Origin of the sequence: Flavobacterium anhuiense, from assembly GCF_001705175.1 — a bacterium.
In the GTDB taxonomy this organism is placed as follows: domain Bacteria; phylum Bacteroidota; class Bacteroidia; order Flavobacteriales; family Flavobacteriaceae; genus Flavobacterium; species Flavobacterium anhuiense.
The window spans coordinates 1,524,212-1,543,812 of record NZ_CP016907.1; the positions used below are offsets into that span (position 1 = coordinate 1,524,212).

Below are 19,601 nucleotides of genomic sequence, written 5' to 3' on the forward strand. Positions count from 1 at the left end.
GAGCGTGAAATAAATTTGTGCAATTTAATAAACAATTTTAAACGTGTAGATTAAAATAATTCGTGAATTCGTGGCAGACCTTTTTTAAACAATCCATTTCTCTTAAATTTGAAAAACTTAAAACTTACACAATGGAAATTATAAAATGGGGAATTATTGGCTGTGGTAATGTGACCGAAGTAAAAAGCGGACCTGCTTTTCAGAAAGCCCCAAATTCAGCTTTAGTTGCGGTTATGCGAAGAGATGCGGCTCTTGCTGAAGATTACGCAAAACGTCATAACGTTCCGAAATGGTATTCTAACGCTGAAGATTTAATAAATGATCCAGAAGTTGATGCCGTTTATATTGCCACTCCTCCTTCTTCTCATAAAGAATATACCCTTTTATGTGCAAAAGCTGGCAAACCAGTTTATGTAGAAAAACCAATGGCTCTGACTTTTGAGGAATGTAACGAAATGATCTGCGCTTGTAAAGAACACAATGTCCCTTTATTTGTAGCTTATTACAGAAGAGCTTTACCACGTTTTTTAAAAATAAAAGAAATTATCGATCAGGGAAAATTAGGAACTATCAGACATGTAAACTGTGTTTTATACCATCCTTTTGAAGCACGTTATGATGACGAAATCAATCTTCCTTGGACCGTTTTACCGCATATTTCTGGTGGCGGAATCTTTGTTGATTTGGCTTGTCATACTTTAGATTTTCTTGATTTTGTTTTAGGTCCGATAAAATCAGTTCGCGGACATGCGACTTCTCAGTTACTGGCTTATCCTGCCGAAGATGCGGTTTCGATGTCATTTTTATTTGAAAATGGAATTCACGGATCTGGCATTTGGAATTTCGCGAGTTTTGAACGTTACGACAATACTGAAATTGTGGGTGACAAAGGGAAAATTTCATTCTCTACTTTCGGAAACGATCCGCTTCATATTCAATATGCAAATGGAGAAAAAGAAAGTCTCACTATAGAAAACCCGCTTCACATTCAGCAGCCATTTATTGAAACTGTTATTGCTGAATTATTAGGGAATGAAGGCGCTTCTCCATCTAAAGGAACTTCTGGCGCAAGAACCACTTGGGTTATTGATCAGGTTTTGAAGGAGTTTAGAGAGAATTCGAAATAGTTCGCACTGTTTGTCATAGAAATCGAAATGACAAAAAATGAGCATAAAAAAGAGGATATTCTTTCGAATATCCTCTTTTTGTAAACTATAAACTATAAAAAAATTGGAAAATTATAGACTGTATTTAAGTCCAAAAGTCAATCCAAGACCTGAGATACCAACGTAAGAACTAATATCGTCTGTTGCTTTTGTATTATCAAAACCTGCTGCATTCGTAACTTTACTATTCGAAGTAGTGTTAATTTGCTCTACATATTTTGTATGACTTGCAGAATAAGATGCGTCAGGACGGAAAGATGTTGGAGTATTTAATTTATCTACACCATTTTCAGTATACACTTCTGTTTCTTTAGTTTTCCCATGAACTGTAAAATTGCGGTACTCTAATTCAGCAAAAATCGAAATATGGCTGCCTAATTTATAAGATGTCCCTAATGCTGCCATAAATCCAACTGTAGGATTAGGCTTTACCACATCTTTAGTATAACTGTTAACTACTCCAGCTGGATTAGTATATGTTCTGTTTGTTTCAATTGTTAAATCTCCATGAATTGGAACAATAACCCCTACTTTTGTATAAGGCTCAAATCCATGTGTTTGACCCAAGAACAAAACCAATGCAGGAGCTACATCAAAAGCTCTAATTTTTCCTTCTGCTTTACCTGTTGCAAAAGTTGGTCCTGCAGCTACTAATCTATTTGTTGTTTCAACCATAGTTTTACTGGCACTGCTAAAATAATTAAAACCTACCTCTACTCCTAAACGTGGAGTAAAACGATATCCTGCAGTTAAACCGTTACGAAAACCTTCACCAAAAGAACCATGATTTGTTTCTCTAGAGATTAAAGTCGTACCGTCTGCTGCATAAACATCTGTATTAGGCAAGGCTCCTGAAACAGTTGGAAATTCTGTTGCAGCCGTTTGAATAAAATATGATCCTCCTAATTTAAAATACCAGCTTTCTGGTTTTTCTGCTTTTTCTGTCTGCGCCACTGTCGCCATTGAGCAAACTAATAATCCTAATAAAAATAGGTTCTTTTTCATAATTTTGATTTATTGATTAGTACAAACATAGAATATTTTAACACATTCGTACAGTTTGTAAAGTTAGACTTGGAACGAAAACGTTGTAATTTGGCGCAATATTACTAAAAAAGTATTATGCATGCATATTTTTAACACAAAAAACTAACATCTGTTTAAATTTTAACTGTTAATTTTTTAGTTCAATTTAAAATTAATCTGCATTTTCTCCAGTTCCTGCAATAATTCAGTTGAGATTCTAACCTTCACACGGCGGCTAGGCATCGTTAATTTGGTTACTACTTTTATTTCTTCAACTTCATTTACCTCTTGCACTTTTGTACTTTCGAGTGCCGCATCTTCATTTTCATTCTCATCTTCAAAAACGGCATCATCGGCTTCAAAATCGGTTGGCGTTTCTACCTCAACTAGACGCTTTATTTTTTCTAATTCCATAATTTCAAAAGTCACTGAATTCTCTCCTTTATTTTCAGCAAACAAATGACTTAATTTATGAATAAACTCCGGATGCAGATCTTTGATATTCAATAGTACAATTAGTTTTTTAGCGAAAGCTTCCAAAATATCCTGCAATTGGCGAATCTCCACAAACTGCATTCTAGGATCCGATTTTTTACCAGTATCGTGATTTACCCATCCATCTTTAATCAATATTTTTATAAAAGCAAAATTGTTCTGAATTAAGAAATGGCGGAATTTCAAATATTCTTCTCCAAAAATCTTAAACTCATAGCTCTCATCATAACCTTCTAAGTTGAAAGCTGCCCAACCTTTTCCGTTTTTAGCCACACGATGTTGGACGTTATTAATAATTCCAGCAAACATTAGATTTTTCCCCACATACTCGTTCATACTTTTTAATGCTTCTAAACGGGCATTACAGAAATATTTCATTTCGAATCTAAAATCATCAAGCGGATGTCCAGAAATATAGATTCCGACAACTTCTTTCTCTTTAGCCAGTTTTTCCATTGTACTCCAGTCTTCGCAAGGTGGCACAACAGGCTCTGCGATTTGCACTTCGCTGGTTTCGCCAAACAAACTTACCTGAGATGAATTTTCGTTTTCCTGAAACTTAGATCCGTAGCGCATTGCTTTTTCATAGAATGTGATTCCGTCTCCATCGTCATGGAAATACTGCGCTCTTGTCGTTCCTTCAAATGAATCAAAACCACCTGCTAAAGCTAAATTCTCAATCGCTTTTTTGTTGGCTGCACGCAGATCAATTCGCTTCGCTAAATCAAAAATCGATTTATATCTCCCATCTTTTCTGTTTTCTACGATCGTTTCTACAGCTCCTGCTCCCACGCCTTTAATAGCCCCCATTCCGAAACGAACCGCGTAATCATCGTTTACTGTAAATTTATAGTATGACTCATTTACGCACGGTCCTAAAACCTGCAATCCCATACGTTTACATTCCTCCATAAAGAACGAAACCTGTTTGATATCATTCATGTTATTGGAAAGTACCGCTGCCATATATTCGGCAGGATAATGCGCTTTCAAATAAGCTGTTTGGTATGCAATCCACGCATAACAAGTCGAGTGCGATTTGTTGAAGGCGTAACTCGCAAAGGCTTCCCAGTCTTTCCAGATTTTCTCCAAAATTTTGGCATCGTGGCCTTTTGCTGCAGCTTGTTCAACAAACTTCGGCTTCATTTTGTCTAGTACGTCTTTTTGTTTCTTACCCATCGCTTTACGCAAGACGTCGGCCTCACCCTTTGTAAATCCTGCCAAAGACTGAGACAAAAGCATTACCTGCTCTTGGTAAACGGTAATTCCGTACGTTTCAGATAAATATTCCGCACAGGCATCTAAGTCGTATTTAATTTCTTCGTCGCCGTTTTTTCTTCGAACGAAAGACGGAATATACTCCAAAGGTCCTGGACGATATAAGGCGTTCATGGCAATTAAATCTCCAAAAACCGTTGGCTTCAGGTCTTTCATGTATTTCTGCATCCCAGGCGACTCGTATTGGAAGATTCCAACAGTTTCACCTCTTTGGAAAAGCGCATACGTTTCTTCATCATCGATTGGGAAAGTATCTGGATTCAATTCAATTCCCGTTCTATATTTTACCAGTTTTACGGTATCTTTTATCAGCGTAAGGGTCTTCAGACCCAAGAAGTCCATTTTCAGCAATCCGGCACTTTCTGCAACCGAGTTGTCAAACTGCGTTACATATAAATCGGAATCTTTTGCGGTTGTTACGGGAACATAATTCGTAATATCCGATGGCGTAATAATTACCCCGCAGGCGTGAATTCCCGTGTTACGCATAGATCCTTCCAAGATTTTTGCCTGCTGAATGGTTTCTCCTGCCAAATCATCTTCATTTGCAATGGCGATTAATTCTTTTACATTGTCAAATTCGTCCGAACGAAGGGCTTTTTTAATCTCTTCTTCACTTTCTGAAATAAAACGCGCCAAATTCCATTTTGACGGCATCATTCCCGGAATCAGTTTTGCGATTCTATCGGCTTCAAATAATGGCAAATCCAGTACACGAGCTGTATCACGAATTGCCGATTTGGTCGCCATTTTACCATACGTGATAATCTGTGCCACCTGTTTTTGACCGTATTTGTTGATTACGTATTCCATTACACGCCCACGACCCTCGTCATCAAAGTCAATATCAATATCGGGCATCGATACACGGTCAGGATTTAGGAAACGCTCAAAAAGCAAATCGTATTTAATCGGGTCAATATTGGTAATTCCGAGACAGTATGCAACGGCAGAACCCGCTGCAGAACCACGTCCAGGCCCTACCGAAACGTCCATTTTTCTTGCCTCGGCGATGAAATCCTGTACAATCAAGAAATACCCAGGATAACCAGAATTTGAAATTGTCATCAACTCAAAATCCAGACGTTCCTGAATTGATTCGGTGATTTCGCCGTATCTTCTTTTGGCACCTTCCATAGTAAGGTGTCGCAAATAAGCATTTTCACCGCGAACACCATTGTCTTTTTCGTCTTCAGGATCAACAAATTCATCTGGAATTTCGAATTTCGGAAGCAATACGTCTCGATATAATGAATATCCTTCGACCTTATCAATAATTTCCTGAATATTGATAATGGCTTCTGGCAAATCGGCAAAGAGTTTTTTCATCTCGTCTTGCGACTTGAAATAATATTCCTGATTTGGAAGTCCGTAACGGTATCCTCGTCCACGTCCAATAGGCGTTGCCTGCTTTTCACCATCTTTTACACAGAGTAAAATATCGTGAGCATTGGCATCTTCTTTATTTAAATAATAAGTATTATTAGTTGCAATTAATTTTACATCGTGTTTTTTAGAAAACTCAATCAGGGTTTTGTTGACACGATTTTCATCTTCCTGATTGTGGCGCATTACTTCTAGATAGAAATCTTCACCAAATTGTTCTTTCCACCAAATCAAAGCTTCTTCAGCTTGGTTTTCACCGATGTTCAAGATCTTACTCGGAATTTCTCCATACAAATTCCCAGACAAAACCATGATATCACCTTTGTATTGTTCTACAATCGTGCGATCTATTCTCGGAACATAATAAAAACCATCTGTATAGGCAATCGAAGCCATTTTCGCCAAATTGTGATATCCGGCTTTATTTTTAGCCAATAACACAACTTGGTAACCATTGTCTTTTTTACTTTTATCTAAATGGTTGTCGCAAATATTAAATTCGCAGCCAACAATTGGTTTAATTTCGGTTTCCGTCGGTTCTTCTCCTGCTTCAACCAAAGCTTTGTTTTTTGCGGAAGCCCCTTTGTTGTGGTTCATGACAGCACTCACAAAGTGGAAAGCTCCCATCATATTTCCAGTATCGGTCATAGCAACAGCCGGCATTCCATTTTTAGCGGTAGCAGCCACAATATTACCTATTCCTATAGTCGATTGAAGTACCGAAAACTGTGTATGGTTATGTAAATGCGCAAATTTTGCTGCTTTAAAATCGGCTTTGTCTTCTTCTGAAACAACATTTTGCTGCCCTTCTGCAGCTAAAGCTTTAAGCTGTTCCCTGATTTTATCAGAAGCCGCTTTTAAGTTGATGTGTTTTAAACCAATTAACTTAAATGGCTCTGGATTTCTTTCCTGAAAATCTTTGAAATATTCTTTCGGAACGTCAAGCTCTTCTTTAGTAAAAACTTCTCTTCTAACCAATTCTAAGAAACAACGCGTAGTTGCCTCAACGTCGGCAGTTGCGTTGTGCGCTTCCGCGAAAGGAACATTGAATAAATATTCATGCAATTCGGTCAAAGTTGGAAGTTTGAATTTTCCTCCACGACCTCCCGGAAGCTGTAACAATGAAGCTGTAACTTCGGTACAAGTATCCAAAACAGGGATTGAAGCCATAGTAGAATCTACTCCCATTCTATGGAATTCTGCACCCATAATATTCACGTCGAAACCTAAATTCTGTCCAACAATGAATTTAGTTTTACTTAAAGCAATATTGAATTTCTCTAAAACTTCGGCCAAAGTGATTCCATCGGCTTCAGCCAATTCAGTCGAAATTCCGTGGATACGTTCAGCATCATACGGAATGTTAAATCCTTCTGGTTTTACCAAATAATCCTGATGTTCAACAAGCTGTCCCATTTCATCATGAAGCTGCCACGCGATTTGTATACAGCGAGGCCAGTTGTCAGAATCGGTAATTGGGGCGTCCCAGCGTTTTGGTAATCCGGTTGTTTCGGTATCGAATATTAAGTACATAGAATTATAAAAGTCAAGTTTTAAAGCTCCAAATCCCACACCTTTCATGTTGTAAACCATTGACAACATGAAACATAATAAAATGCGGAATGAAAAATCGGAGGAATTCAAATTTACGCTTTTTTTACAGAAATAAAGAAGCTAAAGTTGTTAACAAAAAGCACAATTAACATCGTTGTTCTTCAAATGTAAAAACGGCCAAATTTCATTCATTTTTTTTCTTAAAAAAGTCCAATTATTCATTTTGGATACTCATTGCACCAAAATGAACACTTTTAAATTGCAGTGTATCCTGAACTTTGCTTCATCAAATTATAACAATTAAAAAATAAAAATCATGAAAACAATTTTTATCACAGGAGCATCATCAGGTTTAGGAAAAGCAACAGCAAAATTATTCCACGAAAAAGGATGGAACGTAATCGCAACCATGAGAACACCTGAAAAAGAAACAGAACTTTCTCAATTACCAAACGTAACGCTTTTACCTTTAGACGTTACCAATTTTGATCAAATTCAAAATACAGTTCAAAAAGCGCTTGAAATTAGCGATATAGATATTGTTTTTAACAATGCTGGTTATGGATTAATAGGCCCTTTGGAAAGCCTTACGGATGATCAAATTACAAAACAGCTAAACACTAATTTATTGGGAGTAATTCGCGTTACAAATGCTTTTATACCGTATTTCAGAGAAAGAAAAAGCGGTTTGTTTATCTCTACAACTTCTATTGGCGGATTGATTGCTTTTCCTTTAGGATCAATTTATCATGCAACAAAATGGGGATTAGAAGGCTGGAGCGAAAGTATGGCTTACGAACTAAATCCGTTTGGAATAAACATTAAAACAGTTTCTCCTGGAGCAATCAAAACTGAATTTTTGCATGGTTCACTTGACACAAGCACTCTTCCAGAATACGAAGCAATGACCAATAAAATGTTTGGAAGCGTTGACGTTATGTTTGAAATGGCCTCAACTCCTGAACAAATTGCTGATGTTGTTTACGAAGCTACAACTGACGGAAAAAACCAATTAAGATATGTTGCCGGAGAAGATGCAAAAGCATTTTACAAACAAAGACTAGAAGTTGGAGACGAAGTTTTTCGTTCTGAATTTGGCAAACAATTTTTTGGAGAATAATTCATTTCAAACTAATACCGTTCAGGTTTCAAGAAGCCGAACGGTATTAGTCTTTTAAATTTTCATACTTTTATATCATGGAAAAGAAAAACAATAATCCAGCAAAAATCTCTTCTATATCGCAGTTTCATGATCTATTTCAACTCCCAAAGCCACTTCATCCGATGGTGAGTTTGGTAGATAACACACAATTGGTCATAAATGAAAATTTAGCGAATCACGCCTTTTTGCTCGATTTTTACAAGATATCCTACAAGTTTTCTACCAACGGAAAAATGGGCTACGGTCAAGGCTATTATGATTTCAATGAAGGCGGACTCATGTTTGCTTCTCCAACTCAATTAATTTTTACTGAAAATGAAGAAGGAGTTGAATATGGAGGTTATACCCTATTATTTCATCCTGATTTTATTCGAAATTATCCTTTGGGAAAAAGCATCAAAAAATATGGTTTCTTCTCTTATGACACCAATGAAGCACTGCATCTTTCCGACAGTGAAAAAACAATTATTATTGGATTATTACAAAGTATCGACAACGAACTCAATACCACAATAGATGAAATGAGTCAGGATGTAATTGTTTCTTATATTGATGTTTTGCTGAATTACAGCAATCGTTTTTACAAACGCCAATTCATTACCAGAAAAACTATCAGTCACGATTTATTATTAAAAGTTGAAGAGACTCTGGACAACTACATCAGCAACGCAGAAACCTTGAAAAAAGGATTGCCAACAGTAGAATTTCTAGCTTCACAAGTTAATGTTTCAAGTCATTATTTAAGCGACATGCTTCGCAATTTGACTGGTTTAAACGCACAACAACATATTCATTCGAAATTAATTGAAAAATCAAAAGATTTTCTGATTACGACAAATCTTTCTGTAGCAGAAATTGCCTATCAATTAGGTTTTGAATATCCGCAATCGTTCAGCAAATTATTCAAAAAGAAAACCAGTCTTACTCCATTAGAATTTAAAAATTCACTGAATTAACTTTCAGAAATACTACTTTAAAAAAATCAGTTTTTGCTTCAAAAAAACATAAAATTTCATAAAAATACACTTCTTGGATGTCGTAGTTTTTGATGTTTTATTGAATCTAAATAATGTCAAAAAAACTCTTTTAAAAGCTTTAAAAAACTCAAAAAGCGCTCTTTAAGCAAAATTTTTAAAACTAACAATTATTACTATTTTTATGCAATTTGTTAGATTTTTTCAATCAAATTCTTATATTTTATATTGATTTTGAGATAAATTTGCAAACTATTAAAACATAAAATAAACAAGAAAAATTAAAGCCGAAAAAGAAAATCTAAATCAGTTTCTTTATCATTTTTCTGTCAAATTTTAGTTGCAAAAGCCATTTGGCAATTTGTAAATTAGTTTGGGTATCGTATATAATGAAATATCGAAATTGACGCTTTTTTATCTTTTTTTACTTTTGTTTTGCTATTATAATGAACAGGAAATTGCTGTGGTTATAGAAATTACAATTTAAAAAAATAAAAAATGAGTAAGACATTATTTGACAAAGTATGGGATTCACATGTTGTGCGTAAAATTGAAGATGGGCCAGATGTGTTTTTTATTGACCGCCATTTCATTCATGAAGTTACGAGTCCTGTTGCTTTTTTAGGATTAAAATCAAGAGGCGTTAATGTATTATACCCAGAACGTACTTTTGCAACTGCCGACCACAATACACCAACCATAAACCAACATTTACCAGTTCAGGATCCGCTTTCTGCAAACCAGCTTAAAGCTCTTGAAGACAATGCAAACGAATACGGAATTTCGCACTGGGGATTAGGCCACCAAAAAAATGGAATTGTACACGTAGTGGGTCCTGAAAACGGAATTACTTTGCCAGGTGCTACTATTGTATGTGGAGATTCGCATACGTCTACTCACGGTGCTTTTGGAGCTATCGCTTTCGGTATCGGAACATCTGAGGTTGAAATGGTGCTTTCTACTCAATGTATTATGCAGCCTAAACCAAAGAAAATGCGCATCAACGTAAACGGGCAACTTAGTAAAGGTGTTGGTCCAAAAGACGTTGCGCTTTATATTATCTCTAAATTAACTACTTCTGGAGGAACTGGTTACTTTGTTGAATACGCTGGTGATGTTTTTGAAAACATGACTATGGAAGGCCGTATGACAGTTTGTAACTTAAGTATCGAAATGGGTGCTCGTGGAGGAATGATTGCTCCTGACCAAACCACTTTCGATTTCTTAGAAGGAAGATTATACGCTCCAAAAGGAGAAGCTTGGACAAAAGCTGTTGAATACTGGAAAACTTTAAAAACAGATCCAGATGCTGTATTTGATGCCGAACTAAATATCAAAGCGGAAGACATCGAACCAATGATTACTTATGGTACAAACCCAGGAATGGGAATTGGTATCACAAAACATATCCCAAGTGCAAAAGAAGTTGAAGGCGGCGAGGAAACTTACAAAAAATCTTTAGCTTATATGGGCTTCAACGAAGACGACGTTATGATTGGAAAACAAATCGATTATGTTTTCTTAGGAAGCTGTACAAACGGACGTATTGAAGATTTTAGAGCTTTTGCTGAAATTGTAAAAGGAAGAAAAAAAGCAGATAATGTTACGGCTTGGTTAGTTCCGGGTTCTCACGTTGTGGAAGCGCAGATTAAGGAAGAAGGAATTTTAGATATTTTGACAGAAGCTGGTTTCGTATTACGTCAGCCGGGTTGTTCTGCTTGTTTAGCAATGAACGATGATAAAGTTCCTGCTGGAAAATATGCAGTAAGTACTTCAAACAGAAACTTTGAAGGTCGTCAAGGTCCTGGTTCAAGAACACTTCTTGCAAGTCCAATTATGGCCGCAGCTGCTGCTGTTACAGGAAAATTGACAGATCCAAGAGAACTGTTCTAGTCAATGACAATTGCAAAAACAATTTCAAAAATTCAATAAAATTGCTTTTAGATTTATTATAGATTCTCATTTTAAGAAATCTAAAATCTAAAATCCAAAATCTAAAATTAAAATGGCATACGATAAATTTAATATACTTACAAGCAGTGCAGTGCCACTGCCAATTGAGAACGTCGATACAGATCAAATCATCCCAGCTCGTTTCTTAAAAGCTACAAAACGCGAAGGCTTTGGAGACAATCTTTTTAGAGACTGGAGATACAACGGAGATGATACTCCAAAAGCAGATTTCGTTTTAAACAATCCAACTTACAGCGGAAAAATCTTGGTTGGAGGAAAAAACTTCGGTTCTGGATCTTCAAGAGAGCACGCTGCTTGGGCAGTTTATGATTACGGATTCCGTGCTGTAGTTTCTAGTTTCTTTGCTGATATCTTCAAAGGAAACTGTTTGAATATTGGTGTACTGCCAGTTCAAATCAGCCCTGAGTTTTTAGAAAACATTTTCAAAGCTATTGAAGCTGATCCTAAAACAGAATTAGAAATCAATCTTCCAAACCAAACCATTACTTTGTTATCAACTGGCGAGCAAGAATCATTTGCTATTAACGGTTACAAAAAGAACAATTTAATTAATGGTTTTGACGACATTGATTACTTACAAGATATGAAGGAAGATATTAAGGCTTTCGCCGATAAACTTCCGTACTAATAGAAATATCATTCAGTCTATTAGACCCGACAGGCTTCAAAACCTCTCGGGTCTTTCTAGAATATAGAACGCGGATGAAACTGATTTGCTATCGCAAAAGCACGGATTAAGGCAGATTTTATTTTATTCAATAATAAAAAATCCGTTTTTATCCACGTCTTCGTGAAAGCGAATCCGTAAAATCTGCGTCAAATCACATCAGAATTATAGAATATCAATATGGAAAAAAGAAAAATTGAAATAATGGATACGACACTTCGTGATGGTGAACAAACTTCAGGAGTATCATTTTCTGCTGCAGAAAAACTAACCATTGCGCAATTGTTGTTGGAGGAATTAAATATTGATAGAATCGAAATTGCTTCTGCGCGAGTAAGCGAAGGAGAATTTCAGGCCGTAAAAGGCATTACTTCTTGGGCTGAAGAAAAAGGATATAGCAACAGAATTGAAGTCCTTACGTTTGTTGATGGAGGTGTTTCGATCGACTGGATGAAAAAAGCGGGTGCTAAAGTGCAGAATTTGTTGACCAAAGGCTCAATGAATCACTTAACGCATCAATTAAAAAAAACTCCAGAACAACATTTTTCTGAAATCGCTCAAATCATTGCTTTAGCCAAAGAAAACAACATTGAAACCAATGTTTACCTAGAAGACTGGAGCAACGGAATGCGAAATTCTCCTGAATATGTTTTTCAATTTTTGGAGTTTTTATCAACTCAGCCAGTCAAAAGAATTTTACTTCCTGATACTTTAGGCGTTTTAATTCCGTCTTTGGCTTTTGAATTCATTTCAAATATTAAAGCAAAATATCCGCAGATTCATTTTGATTTCCACGCACACAACGACTACGACTTAAGCGTTGCCAATGTTATGGAAGCCATAAAAGCTGGAATCAACGGACTTCACGTAACGGTAAACGGAATGGGAGAACGCGCCGGAAATGCACCGCTTGAAAGTACTGTTGCCGTAATCAACGATTATCTGCCACAAGTAGACATCAACGTAAAAGAAACTTCATTGTATTCTGTAAGCAAATTGGTTGAAACATTTACAGGCTACAGAATTCCTGCAAACAAACCAATTGTCGGCGACAATGTTTTTACGCAGACAGCTGGAATCCACGCTGATGGAGACAATAAAAACAATCTTTATTTCAATGATCTTCTTCCGGAACGTTTTGGAAGAAAACGAAAATACGCCCTCGGAAAAACTTCTGGAAAAGCCAATATCGAAAAAAACCTTCAGGAATTAGGCTTAAAACTCAACAACGAAGATTTGAAATTGGTTACCCAAAGAATTATCGAATTGGGCGACAAAAAAGAAACCGTAACGAAAGAAGATCTTCCATACATCATTTCAGATGTTTTGGATAGTCACACTTACGAAGAAAAAATCACGATAAACTCGTATATGCTGGTACATTCTAAAGGAATGCGTCCCTCTACGACTTTATCTTTAAATTTAAACGGAGAAATAATCGAAGAAAATGCCCAAGGAGACGGTCAGTTCGATGCTTTTATGAATGCTTTATCCAAGATTTACAAAAGCAAAAAATTAACACTTCCTAAATTGATCGATTATGCCGTGAGAATCCCGCCAGGAAGTAGTTCTGATGCGTTGTGCGAAACCATTATCACATGGGTCAACAACGGAAAAGAATTCAAAACCCGCGGATTAGACTCAGATCAAACTGTTGCAGCGATTATTGCAACGCAAAAAATGTTGAATATAATTACTTAAGGTGCTAAGAGACTAAGGTTCTGAGGTTCTAAGATTTTTATTTGACCTTAGAACCTTAGCAACTCAGAACCTTAGAACTTAAAAAACAAACTAAGCCACTTAAGAGAAAAAACCTTAGAACCTTAGCAACTCAGAACCTTAGAACCTTTTAAAAAAATATAGAATGAAATTAAACATAGCCCTTTTAGCCGGAGACGGAATCGGACCAGAAGTAATCAATGAAGCTGTAAAAGTATCTGATGCTGTTGCGAAAAAATTTGGACATGAAATCACTTGGAAACCTGCTTTAACTGGAGCTGCAGCAATTGATGCCGTAGGAGAACCTTATCCAGATGCAACTCACGAAATTTGTAAAAATGCTGATGCGGTTCTTTTCGGAGCAATCGGACACCCAAAATACGATAACGATCCTTCTGCGCCAGTACGTCCAGAGCAAGGTTTATTAAAAATGCGTAAAGCATTAGGTTTGTTCGCAAACGTAAGACCAACTTTTACATTCCCATCTTTATTAGACAAATCGCCGCTAAAAAGAGAAAGAATCGAAGGAACTGATTTGGTTTTCTTAAGAGAATTAACTGGAGGAATTTACTTTGGTGAAAAAGGAAGAAAAGACAACGGAGATACAGCTTATGACAACTGTGTTTACACTAGAGCCGAAGTACAGCGTTTAGCTAAAAAAGGTTTCGAATTAGCCATGACACGTTCTAAAAAATTATGCTGCGTTGACAAAGCAAACGTTTTGGAAACTTCACGTTTATGGAGAGAAACAGTTCAAGCAATGGAAAAAGACTATCCAGAGGTTGAAGTGAGCTACGAATTTGTTGATGCTGTTGCTATGCGTTTGGTTCAATGGCCAAATTCTTATGATGTATTGATTACTGAAAACTTATTTGGAGATATCTTAACAGACGAAGCTTCTGTAATTTCTGGTTCAATGGGATTAATGCCTTCTGCATCTATGGGAGCTGAAGTATCTTTATTTGAACCTATTCACGGTTCTTATCCACAAGCTACAGGATTAAACATTGCAAACCCAATGGCTACTATTTTATCTGCTGCTATGATGTTCGAAAACTTCGGATTAATGGAAGAAGGTAAAGCAATGAGAGACGCAGTAAATAAAGCTTTAGAAGCGGGTGTAGTTACCGAAGATTTAGCGAATGGAGCAAAAGCTTATGGCACTAAAGAAGTTGGTGACTGGTTAGCTGCGAATGTATAATTTTGTTTCAGGTTTATTTGTTTCAAGTTTCAGGTTTTTCCAACTTGAAACTTGAAACAAAAGCAACAAAAAAAGGGATAAACATAAGTTTATCCCTTTTATATTTTAGAAAAAAAACATTAATATTCTCTTCTGTTTCCGCGATCTCCGCCACGGTTGTTTCCGTAACCACCACGATCGTTTCCTCCGCGGTTGTTATTAAAACTTCTTCTTTCGCCCTCTGGTTTTGGCTCAGACTTATTTACAACGATTGTACGACCTGAAACAACAGCACCGTTCAATTCATCGATAGCTTTCTGTGCTTCACTATCATTTGGCATTTCAACAAAACCAAAGCCTTTACTTCTTCCAGTAAATTTATCAGTAATAATTTTAACAGAGTCAACTGTTCCATAAGCCTCAAAAGACTCTCTTAAATCTGCTTCCTCAATACTGAATGGAAGGCTCCCAACGAAAATATTCATAGATATTTATTTATAATAAGAAGCAAATGTAGTCTTATTTATATCTAATCTACTATGTTATGGATTTATTTAAGTTTTTATTCTGATTTGATCAGGCTCAAATTAGGAAATTAATTGTTGACTGGAACAAAGTTAGGCCCCTGTGTCACTGGAATTTTATAAAAAACACCTTCCGAAAAATGCATAGTTTGTTTTTCAGCATTTTGATCACTATTAACCGCTGTAAATTTAAACGTTCCTGAAATAGTGTTATCAATAGTATTGTATTCTGTAACGATAATTTCTCCTGTTCCTTTGCCTGTTCCAGTGCTAAATTCTGCTTCCTGCCCTTTATAAGTATCCTTATAAATGGCTTTTACATCATCATTTATACCTAAAACATATGTTTTCTTAGACGGTTCAGGAAGCTGAAGTTTGATTTGCTCGTAGCCCAAAGACCCCTCAATAACAAAAAAATCATTCGTTTCGATTCCAGCCTCATAAACTTGGGCTCTCCAAAAAGTATTATCTTTTAAGGTCTGAAAAGCTGGATTATTAAATTTTATATCCTCGGTACAAGATACAAGCAGAAGTAAAAGTGATAAAAAATAAAAGTATTTTTTCATATTTAGAATGAATTTGATGCAAAAGTATCGCATTAAGAGCTAAATACTTAAATTAAAAAGTCAAAAAAATGCTAAAAAAACAATTCAAATAGATTTAATCTCTTTTAAAACGCATTTTTCATAAAAAAATTATATCTTTGCGCCCTTAATTAACAGAGGTCGAGTACCTCAAAATTTAATCACTAGATTATGTCAGTAAAAATTAGATTACAAAGACACGGTAAAAAAGGAAAACCTTTTTACTGGGTAGTAGCTGCAGATGCACGCTCAAAAAGAGATGGTAGATACTTAGAGAAAATCGGTACTTACAATCCAAACACTAACCCAGCAACTGTTGAGTTAAACCTTGACAGCGCAGTTAAATGGTTACACAATGGTGCTCAACCAACTGATACTGCTAGAGCTATCCTTTCTTACAAAGGTGCTTTATTGAAACACCACCTTGATGGAGGAGTTCGTAAAGGTGCTTTAACACAAGAGCAAGCAGATGCTAAATTAACTGCTTGGTTAGAAGCAAAAGCTGGTAAAGTTGATGCTAAAAAAGATGGTTTATCTAAAGCTAAAGCTGATGCTAAAGCAAAAGCTTTAAAAGCTGAGCAAGAAGTTAACGCGAAACGTGTTGCTGATGCTGCCGCTGCACAAGCTGAAGCTGCTGCCGCTGCACAAGCTGCTGAGGCTACAGAAGAAGTTGCTGAAGCTACTGAAGAAGCTCCTGCTGCTGAAGAGAATAACGAAACAACTGAAGCATAATTTTACTTAGCGATAATGCGTAAAGAAGATTGTTTTTATTTAGGTAAAATCGCTAAAAAATTTAGTTTCAAGGGGGAAGTCTTAGTCTATTTAGACACAGATGAACCTGAGTTATACGAAAATCTGGAATCAGTGTTTGTTGAAAACAACAAACACTTGGTTCCTTTTTTTATTGAAACTAGCTCATTGCACAAAAACGACTTTCTTAGAGTTCGTTTTGAAGATGTAAATACCGAAGAAGATGCAGATGCCCTAGTAGGTAGTCCCATTTATCTTCCATTAACCATGTTGCCAAAACTTACTGGCAACAAATTTTACTTCCACGAAGTTATTGGTTTCGAAATTGAAGACAAACGTTTAGGCGTTTTCGGAAAAATAACTTCTATTAATGATTCAACTGCACAGCCTCTTTTTGAAGTTTTAAATGGTGAAGTCGAAATCTTAGTTCCTATGATTGATCAATTTCTTGTAAAAATCGATCGTGAGAACAAAAAAGTTATCATGAATCTTCCTGAAGGTCTTATTGAGATGTACCTTTAGGTTAAATTCCAATATTAAAAATCCAAATTCCAAACCTTAATAAGGTCAAATCTCATTTTTTTTAAATTCCAAATTCCAAAGCTTTAGTGGAGTTGAATTTCAAATTTTTTAAATAGGGATGTTTTACTTTTTTTGAAAGAAAAAACTTACTAATTAATAATTCCTTTATATATTCACACTTTATAAATTGGAATTTAGCTAAATGAAACCATACAATTTAGAAGAGAGGATCTTTTTGTTCGCAAAAGAATGCAGAATCTATATTCGTACTTTACCCAAAAACATTTCAAATATTGAAGATGGAAAACAACTTATAAGATCCTCTGGTTCTGTTGGTGCGAATTATATTGAAGCAAATGAAAAATTAGGTGATAAAGATTTAATTTTCAGATTAAAAATTGCCCGTAAAGAAGCAAAAGAATCTAAATTTTGGCTTCAATTGCTAAATGATTTAAACCCAGATCAAAAGTCAACTTCAGAGTCTTTACTATTCGAGGTGGAAGAATTAAGAAAAATTTTATCCGCAATAATTAGTAAAACTTCAAAACAATAAATTAATATTTAATCTTATTTTTGCAGCTCAACAAAATTATCCACTTCATTGGAATTTGGAATTTAAAAAATTTAGAATTTTAATTTATGTTTCAGTTTAAGCAATTTTCTATTAAGCAAGACAGAACCGCTATGAAAGTTGGCACCGATGGCGTTTTATTGGGTGCTTGGACTCCTATTTCTAATAATCCATTTAGTGTTTTGGATATTGGTGCGGGAACAGGAATTATTGCTCTGATGCTAGCACAGCGTTCAAAAGCAGAACAAATTGACGCTCTAGAAATCGATGAAGATGCTTATGAACAGGCTGTAGAAAATTTTGAAGCTTCTCCTTGGGCCGATAGATTATTTTGTTTTCATGCTGGCCTGGATGAATTTATTGATGAACCAGAAGATGAATACGATTTGATAGTTTCGAATCCTCCTTTTTATTCTGAAGATTATAAATCCGAAAATGAACAGCGTGATCTAGCACGTTTTCAGGATGCAATGCCTTTTGAAGAAATTGTTGAAGCTGCCGATTTATTACTTTCAGAAAACGGAATACTTGCTTTAATTATTCCTTTCAAAGAAGAAGAAAAATTTATTGCTCTGGCGAAAGAAGCCGAGTTATATCCTCTAAAAATTACTCGAGTAAAAGGAACTCCAAAATCAGAAATTAAACGCAGTTTATTGGCTTTTAGCAGAAATAAAGTTTCTGAAATTGAAATAGATGAATTAGTGATTGAAATCGATCGCCATGTTTACACTCCAGAATATATTGAGCTGACTAAAGATTTTTATCTTAAATTTTAAACCTGTTCAAATATACTTTTAAACTGATACAGAATTCTTTCAATCAATCTCAAATCTTCGGTTACAATTTCTGCACTTCCTTTCATTTCCTGCTGAAATGTAATCTGTTTATTATACGATGTTTTCAGTCCATTTGGAAGCGCAACATCTATAAGAAGATTGCCATCCTTATCGGGCACCAATGAAATATTTTTGATTTCGCCTTTCAAAACGCCAAACTCCCTATCTGGGTAATTCGCCAAACGGATATTGACACGCTGCCCCACTTTTATTTTTCCTGAATTTAAAGCTGGCGCTTTTACCTTTCCTATAAAGCTGTTCTTAGCATCTGGGATTATAGAAAATACATTATCTCCAACATTTATGGTCTGATTTTCATTCCACACCTGCAGAAAAGTTACTTTACCGCTGATGGAAGATTTTAATGCATAAGCCAACTCCCAGTCCCTAATCACTTTTTTCAGCTGATAAAACGACTGCGACACGTTACGTCCAAGATTAACTTCTTCTCTAGTGCTGTTTATCTGCGAATTCTGACTTGATTTTGTGTTGTCAATCAAAGAAGACCTTAATTGGGAAATCGACGACAATAAGCTTCTATAATTTTTCTGTGCCTGAAGAAAACTCAGTTTTTTAGCTTCCATTTCTTGGGCAGAAATAATTCCTTTATTAAATAAAGTCTCAAAGCGTGCCACTTCATTTTTCTGAAGTTCTAGCTCATGTTCGTTAATTGTTTTCTGCTGCTGCAGGATTTCTATTCTTTGGGTTATCTGGATTTTTTCAGACTGCTGTGCTCTGCTTTCCACCTGATAAGGATGAAGGTCTTTATTTAGTTCCTGAGCCTGATAATCTTTCTGAAAACCTGCGAAAGCACTTTCTATTTCGCCGAGCTGTTTATTTTGCAGGAGATTAAAAGGAAACTCTTTTGTTGAACTGCTTATATCATAACTGTCCACAATTTTTTTCAGCAGAAAAACATCTTTATAATTCGCCGTATTTTCAATAATGGCCAGCGTGCTATTTTTATCCACCTCTGTTTTATCTTTTACTAAAATCGCTTCAATTCGTCCAGAAGACTTTGATACTATTTTTTCTGGCGGAATATTAGTTGTAATTACAATTTCTGTTTTTACAGTATCTGGATATTTGACGAACCAAGAAACAAAAAACAGCATGATGATAATAGCAAATATCAGAACGGTTCCCCATCGTATCATCCAATGTGGAACTTTGGTCAGGATATCCTGAACCTCTTCACTTCTTAATTCAAATGTATCGTTGTTTTCTGCCATG

Annotated in this window: 16 protein-coding genes; 11 read left to right on the top strand and 5 right to left on the bottom strand. The window is 35.8% G+C overall.

The features are described from left to right. Window positions 1-131 precede the first annotated feature (131 nt). A complete protein-coding gene (locus BB050_RS06460) occupies window positions 132-1,127 on the top strand; it encodes a Gfo/Idh/MocA family protein (protein ID WP_066033017.1) in 996 nt (331 codons plus the stop codon). Window positions 1,128-1,238: 111 nt separating this feature from the next. Here BB050_RS06460 and BB050_RS06465 read toward each other — a convergent pair whose 3' ends face one another. Continuing rightward, on the bottom strand, window positions 1,239-2,171 hold the full coding sequence (locus tag BB050_RS06465) for an outer membrane beta-barrel protein (protein WP_066033018.1): 933 nt from the start codon (window positions 2,169-2,171) through the stop codon (window positions 1,239-1,241). Window positions 2,172-2,348: 177 nt separating this feature from the next. Further along, window positions 2,349-6,884, bottom strand: a complete 4,536-nt coding sequence (gene dnaE / locus BB050_RS06470; RefSeq protein ID WP_066035110.1) for a DNA polymerase III subunit alpha — start codon at window positions 6,882-6,884, stop codon at window positions 2,349-2,351. Window positions 6,885-7,221: 337 nt separating this feature from the next. Here dnaE and BB050_RS06475 point away from each other — a divergent pair, with 337 nt between their 5' ends. From BB050_RS06475 to leuB, 6 genes are all read left to right on the top strand, one after another. After that, window positions 7,222-8,025, top strand: a complete 804-nt coding sequence (locus tag BB050_RS06475; protein ID WP_066033019.1) for an SDR family oxidoreductase — start codon at window positions 7,222-7,224, stop codon at window positions 8,023-8,025. A 77-nt stretch (window positions 8,026-8,102) separates the two neighbouring features. Next, complete coding sequence (locus BB050_RS06480; protein WP_066033020.1) at window positions 8,103-9,023, top strand: helix-turn-helix domain-containing protein; 921 nt, start codon at window positions 8,103-8,105, stop codon at window positions 9,021-9,023. 516 nt (window positions 9,024-9,539) lie between these two features. Beyond that, window positions 9,540-10,934, top strand: a complete 1,395-nt coding sequence (gene leuC, locus BB050_RS06485; RefSeq protein WP_066033021.1) for a 3-isopropylmalate dehydratase large subunit — start codon at window positions 9,540-9,542, stop codon at window positions 10,932-10,934. A 112-nt stretch (window positions 10,935-11,046) separates the two neighbouring features. Then, window positions 11,047-11,643, top strand: coding sequence for a 3-isopropylmalate dehydratase small subunit (gene leuD, locus BB050_RS06490; RefSeq protein WP_066033022.1), 597 nt, complete (start codon window positions 11,047-11,049; stop codon window positions 11,641-11,643). A gap of 219 nt (window positions 11,644-11,862) precedes the next feature. Beyond that, on the top strand, window positions 11,863-13,383 hold the full coding sequence (locus BB050_RS06495; RefSeq protein WP_066033023.1) for an alpha-isopropylmalate synthase regulatory domain-containing protein: 1,521 nt from the start codon (window positions 11,863-11,865) through the stop codon (window positions 13,381-13,383). Window positions 13,384-13,546: 163 nt separating this feature from the next. Next, window positions 13,547-14,602: a 3-isopropylmalate dehydrogenase gene (gene leuB / locus BB050_RS06500; protein ID WP_066033024.1), complete on the top strand. Its 1,056-nt coding sequence runs from the start codon at window positions 13,547-13,549 to the stop codon at window positions 14,600-14,602. A gap of 119 nt (window positions 14,603-14,721) precedes the next feature. On the opposite strand, the gene BB050_RS06505 is transcribed toward leuB, so the two are convergent. Beyond that, window positions 14,722-15,066: an RNA recognition motif domain-containing protein gene (locus tag BB050_RS06505; RefSeq protein WP_012023384.1), complete on the bottom strand. Its 345-nt coding sequence runs from the start codon at window positions 15,064-15,066 to the stop codon at window positions 14,722-14,724. 110 nt (window positions 15,067-15,176) lie between these two features. After that, a complete protein-coding gene (locus tag BB050_RS06510; RefSeq protein ID WP_066033025.1) occupies window positions 15,177-15,671 on the bottom strand; it encodes a DUF6252 domain-containing protein in 495 nt (164 codons plus the stop codon). A gap of 189 nt (window positions 15,672-15,860) precedes the next feature. Here BB050_RS06510 and BB050_RS06515 point away from each other — a divergent pair, with 189 nt between their 5' ends. From BB050_RS06515 to BB050_RS06530, 4 genes are all read left to right on the top strand, one after another. Next, window positions 15,861-16,421, top strand: a complete 561-nt coding sequence (locus BB050_RS06515; RefSeq protein WP_008466226.1) for a 30S ribosomal protein S16 — start codon at window positions 15,861-15,863, stop codon at window positions 16,419-16,421. Between the two features lie 15 nt (window positions 16,422-16,436). Beyond that, the gene (gene rimM, locus BB050_RS06520) at window positions 16,437-16,961 is read left to right on the top strand and encodes a ribosome maturation factor RimM (protein WP_066033026.1); all 525 of its coding nucleotides are present in this window, start codon (window positions 16,437-16,439) and stop codon (window positions 16,959-16,961) included. Window positions 16,962-17,163: 202 nt separating this feature from the next. Beyond that, window positions 17,164-17,514, top strand: coding sequence for a four helix bundle protein (locus BB050_RS06525; RefSeq protein WP_066033027.1), 351 nt, complete (start codon window positions 17,164-17,166; stop codon window positions 17,512-17,514). An 86-nt stretch (window positions 17,515-17,600) separates the two neighbouring features. Beyond that, on the top strand, window positions 17,601-18,308 hold the full coding sequence (locus tag BB050_RS06530) for a tRNA1(Val) (adenine(37)-N6)-methyltransferase (protein WP_066033028.1): 708 nt from the start codon (window positions 17,601-17,603) through the stop codon (window positions 18,306-18,308). On the opposite strand, the gene BB050_RS06535 is transcribed toward BB050_RS06530, so the two are convergent. Beyond that, window positions 18,305-19,600: an HlyD family secretion protein gene (locus BB050_RS06535; RefSeq protein WP_066033029.1), complete on the bottom strand. Its 1,296-nt coding sequence runs from the start codon at window positions 19,598-19,600 to the stop codon at window positions 18,305-18,307. The genes BB050_RS06530 and BB050_RS06535 overlap by 4 nt on opposite strands. Window position 19,601 lies beyond the last annotated feature (1 nt).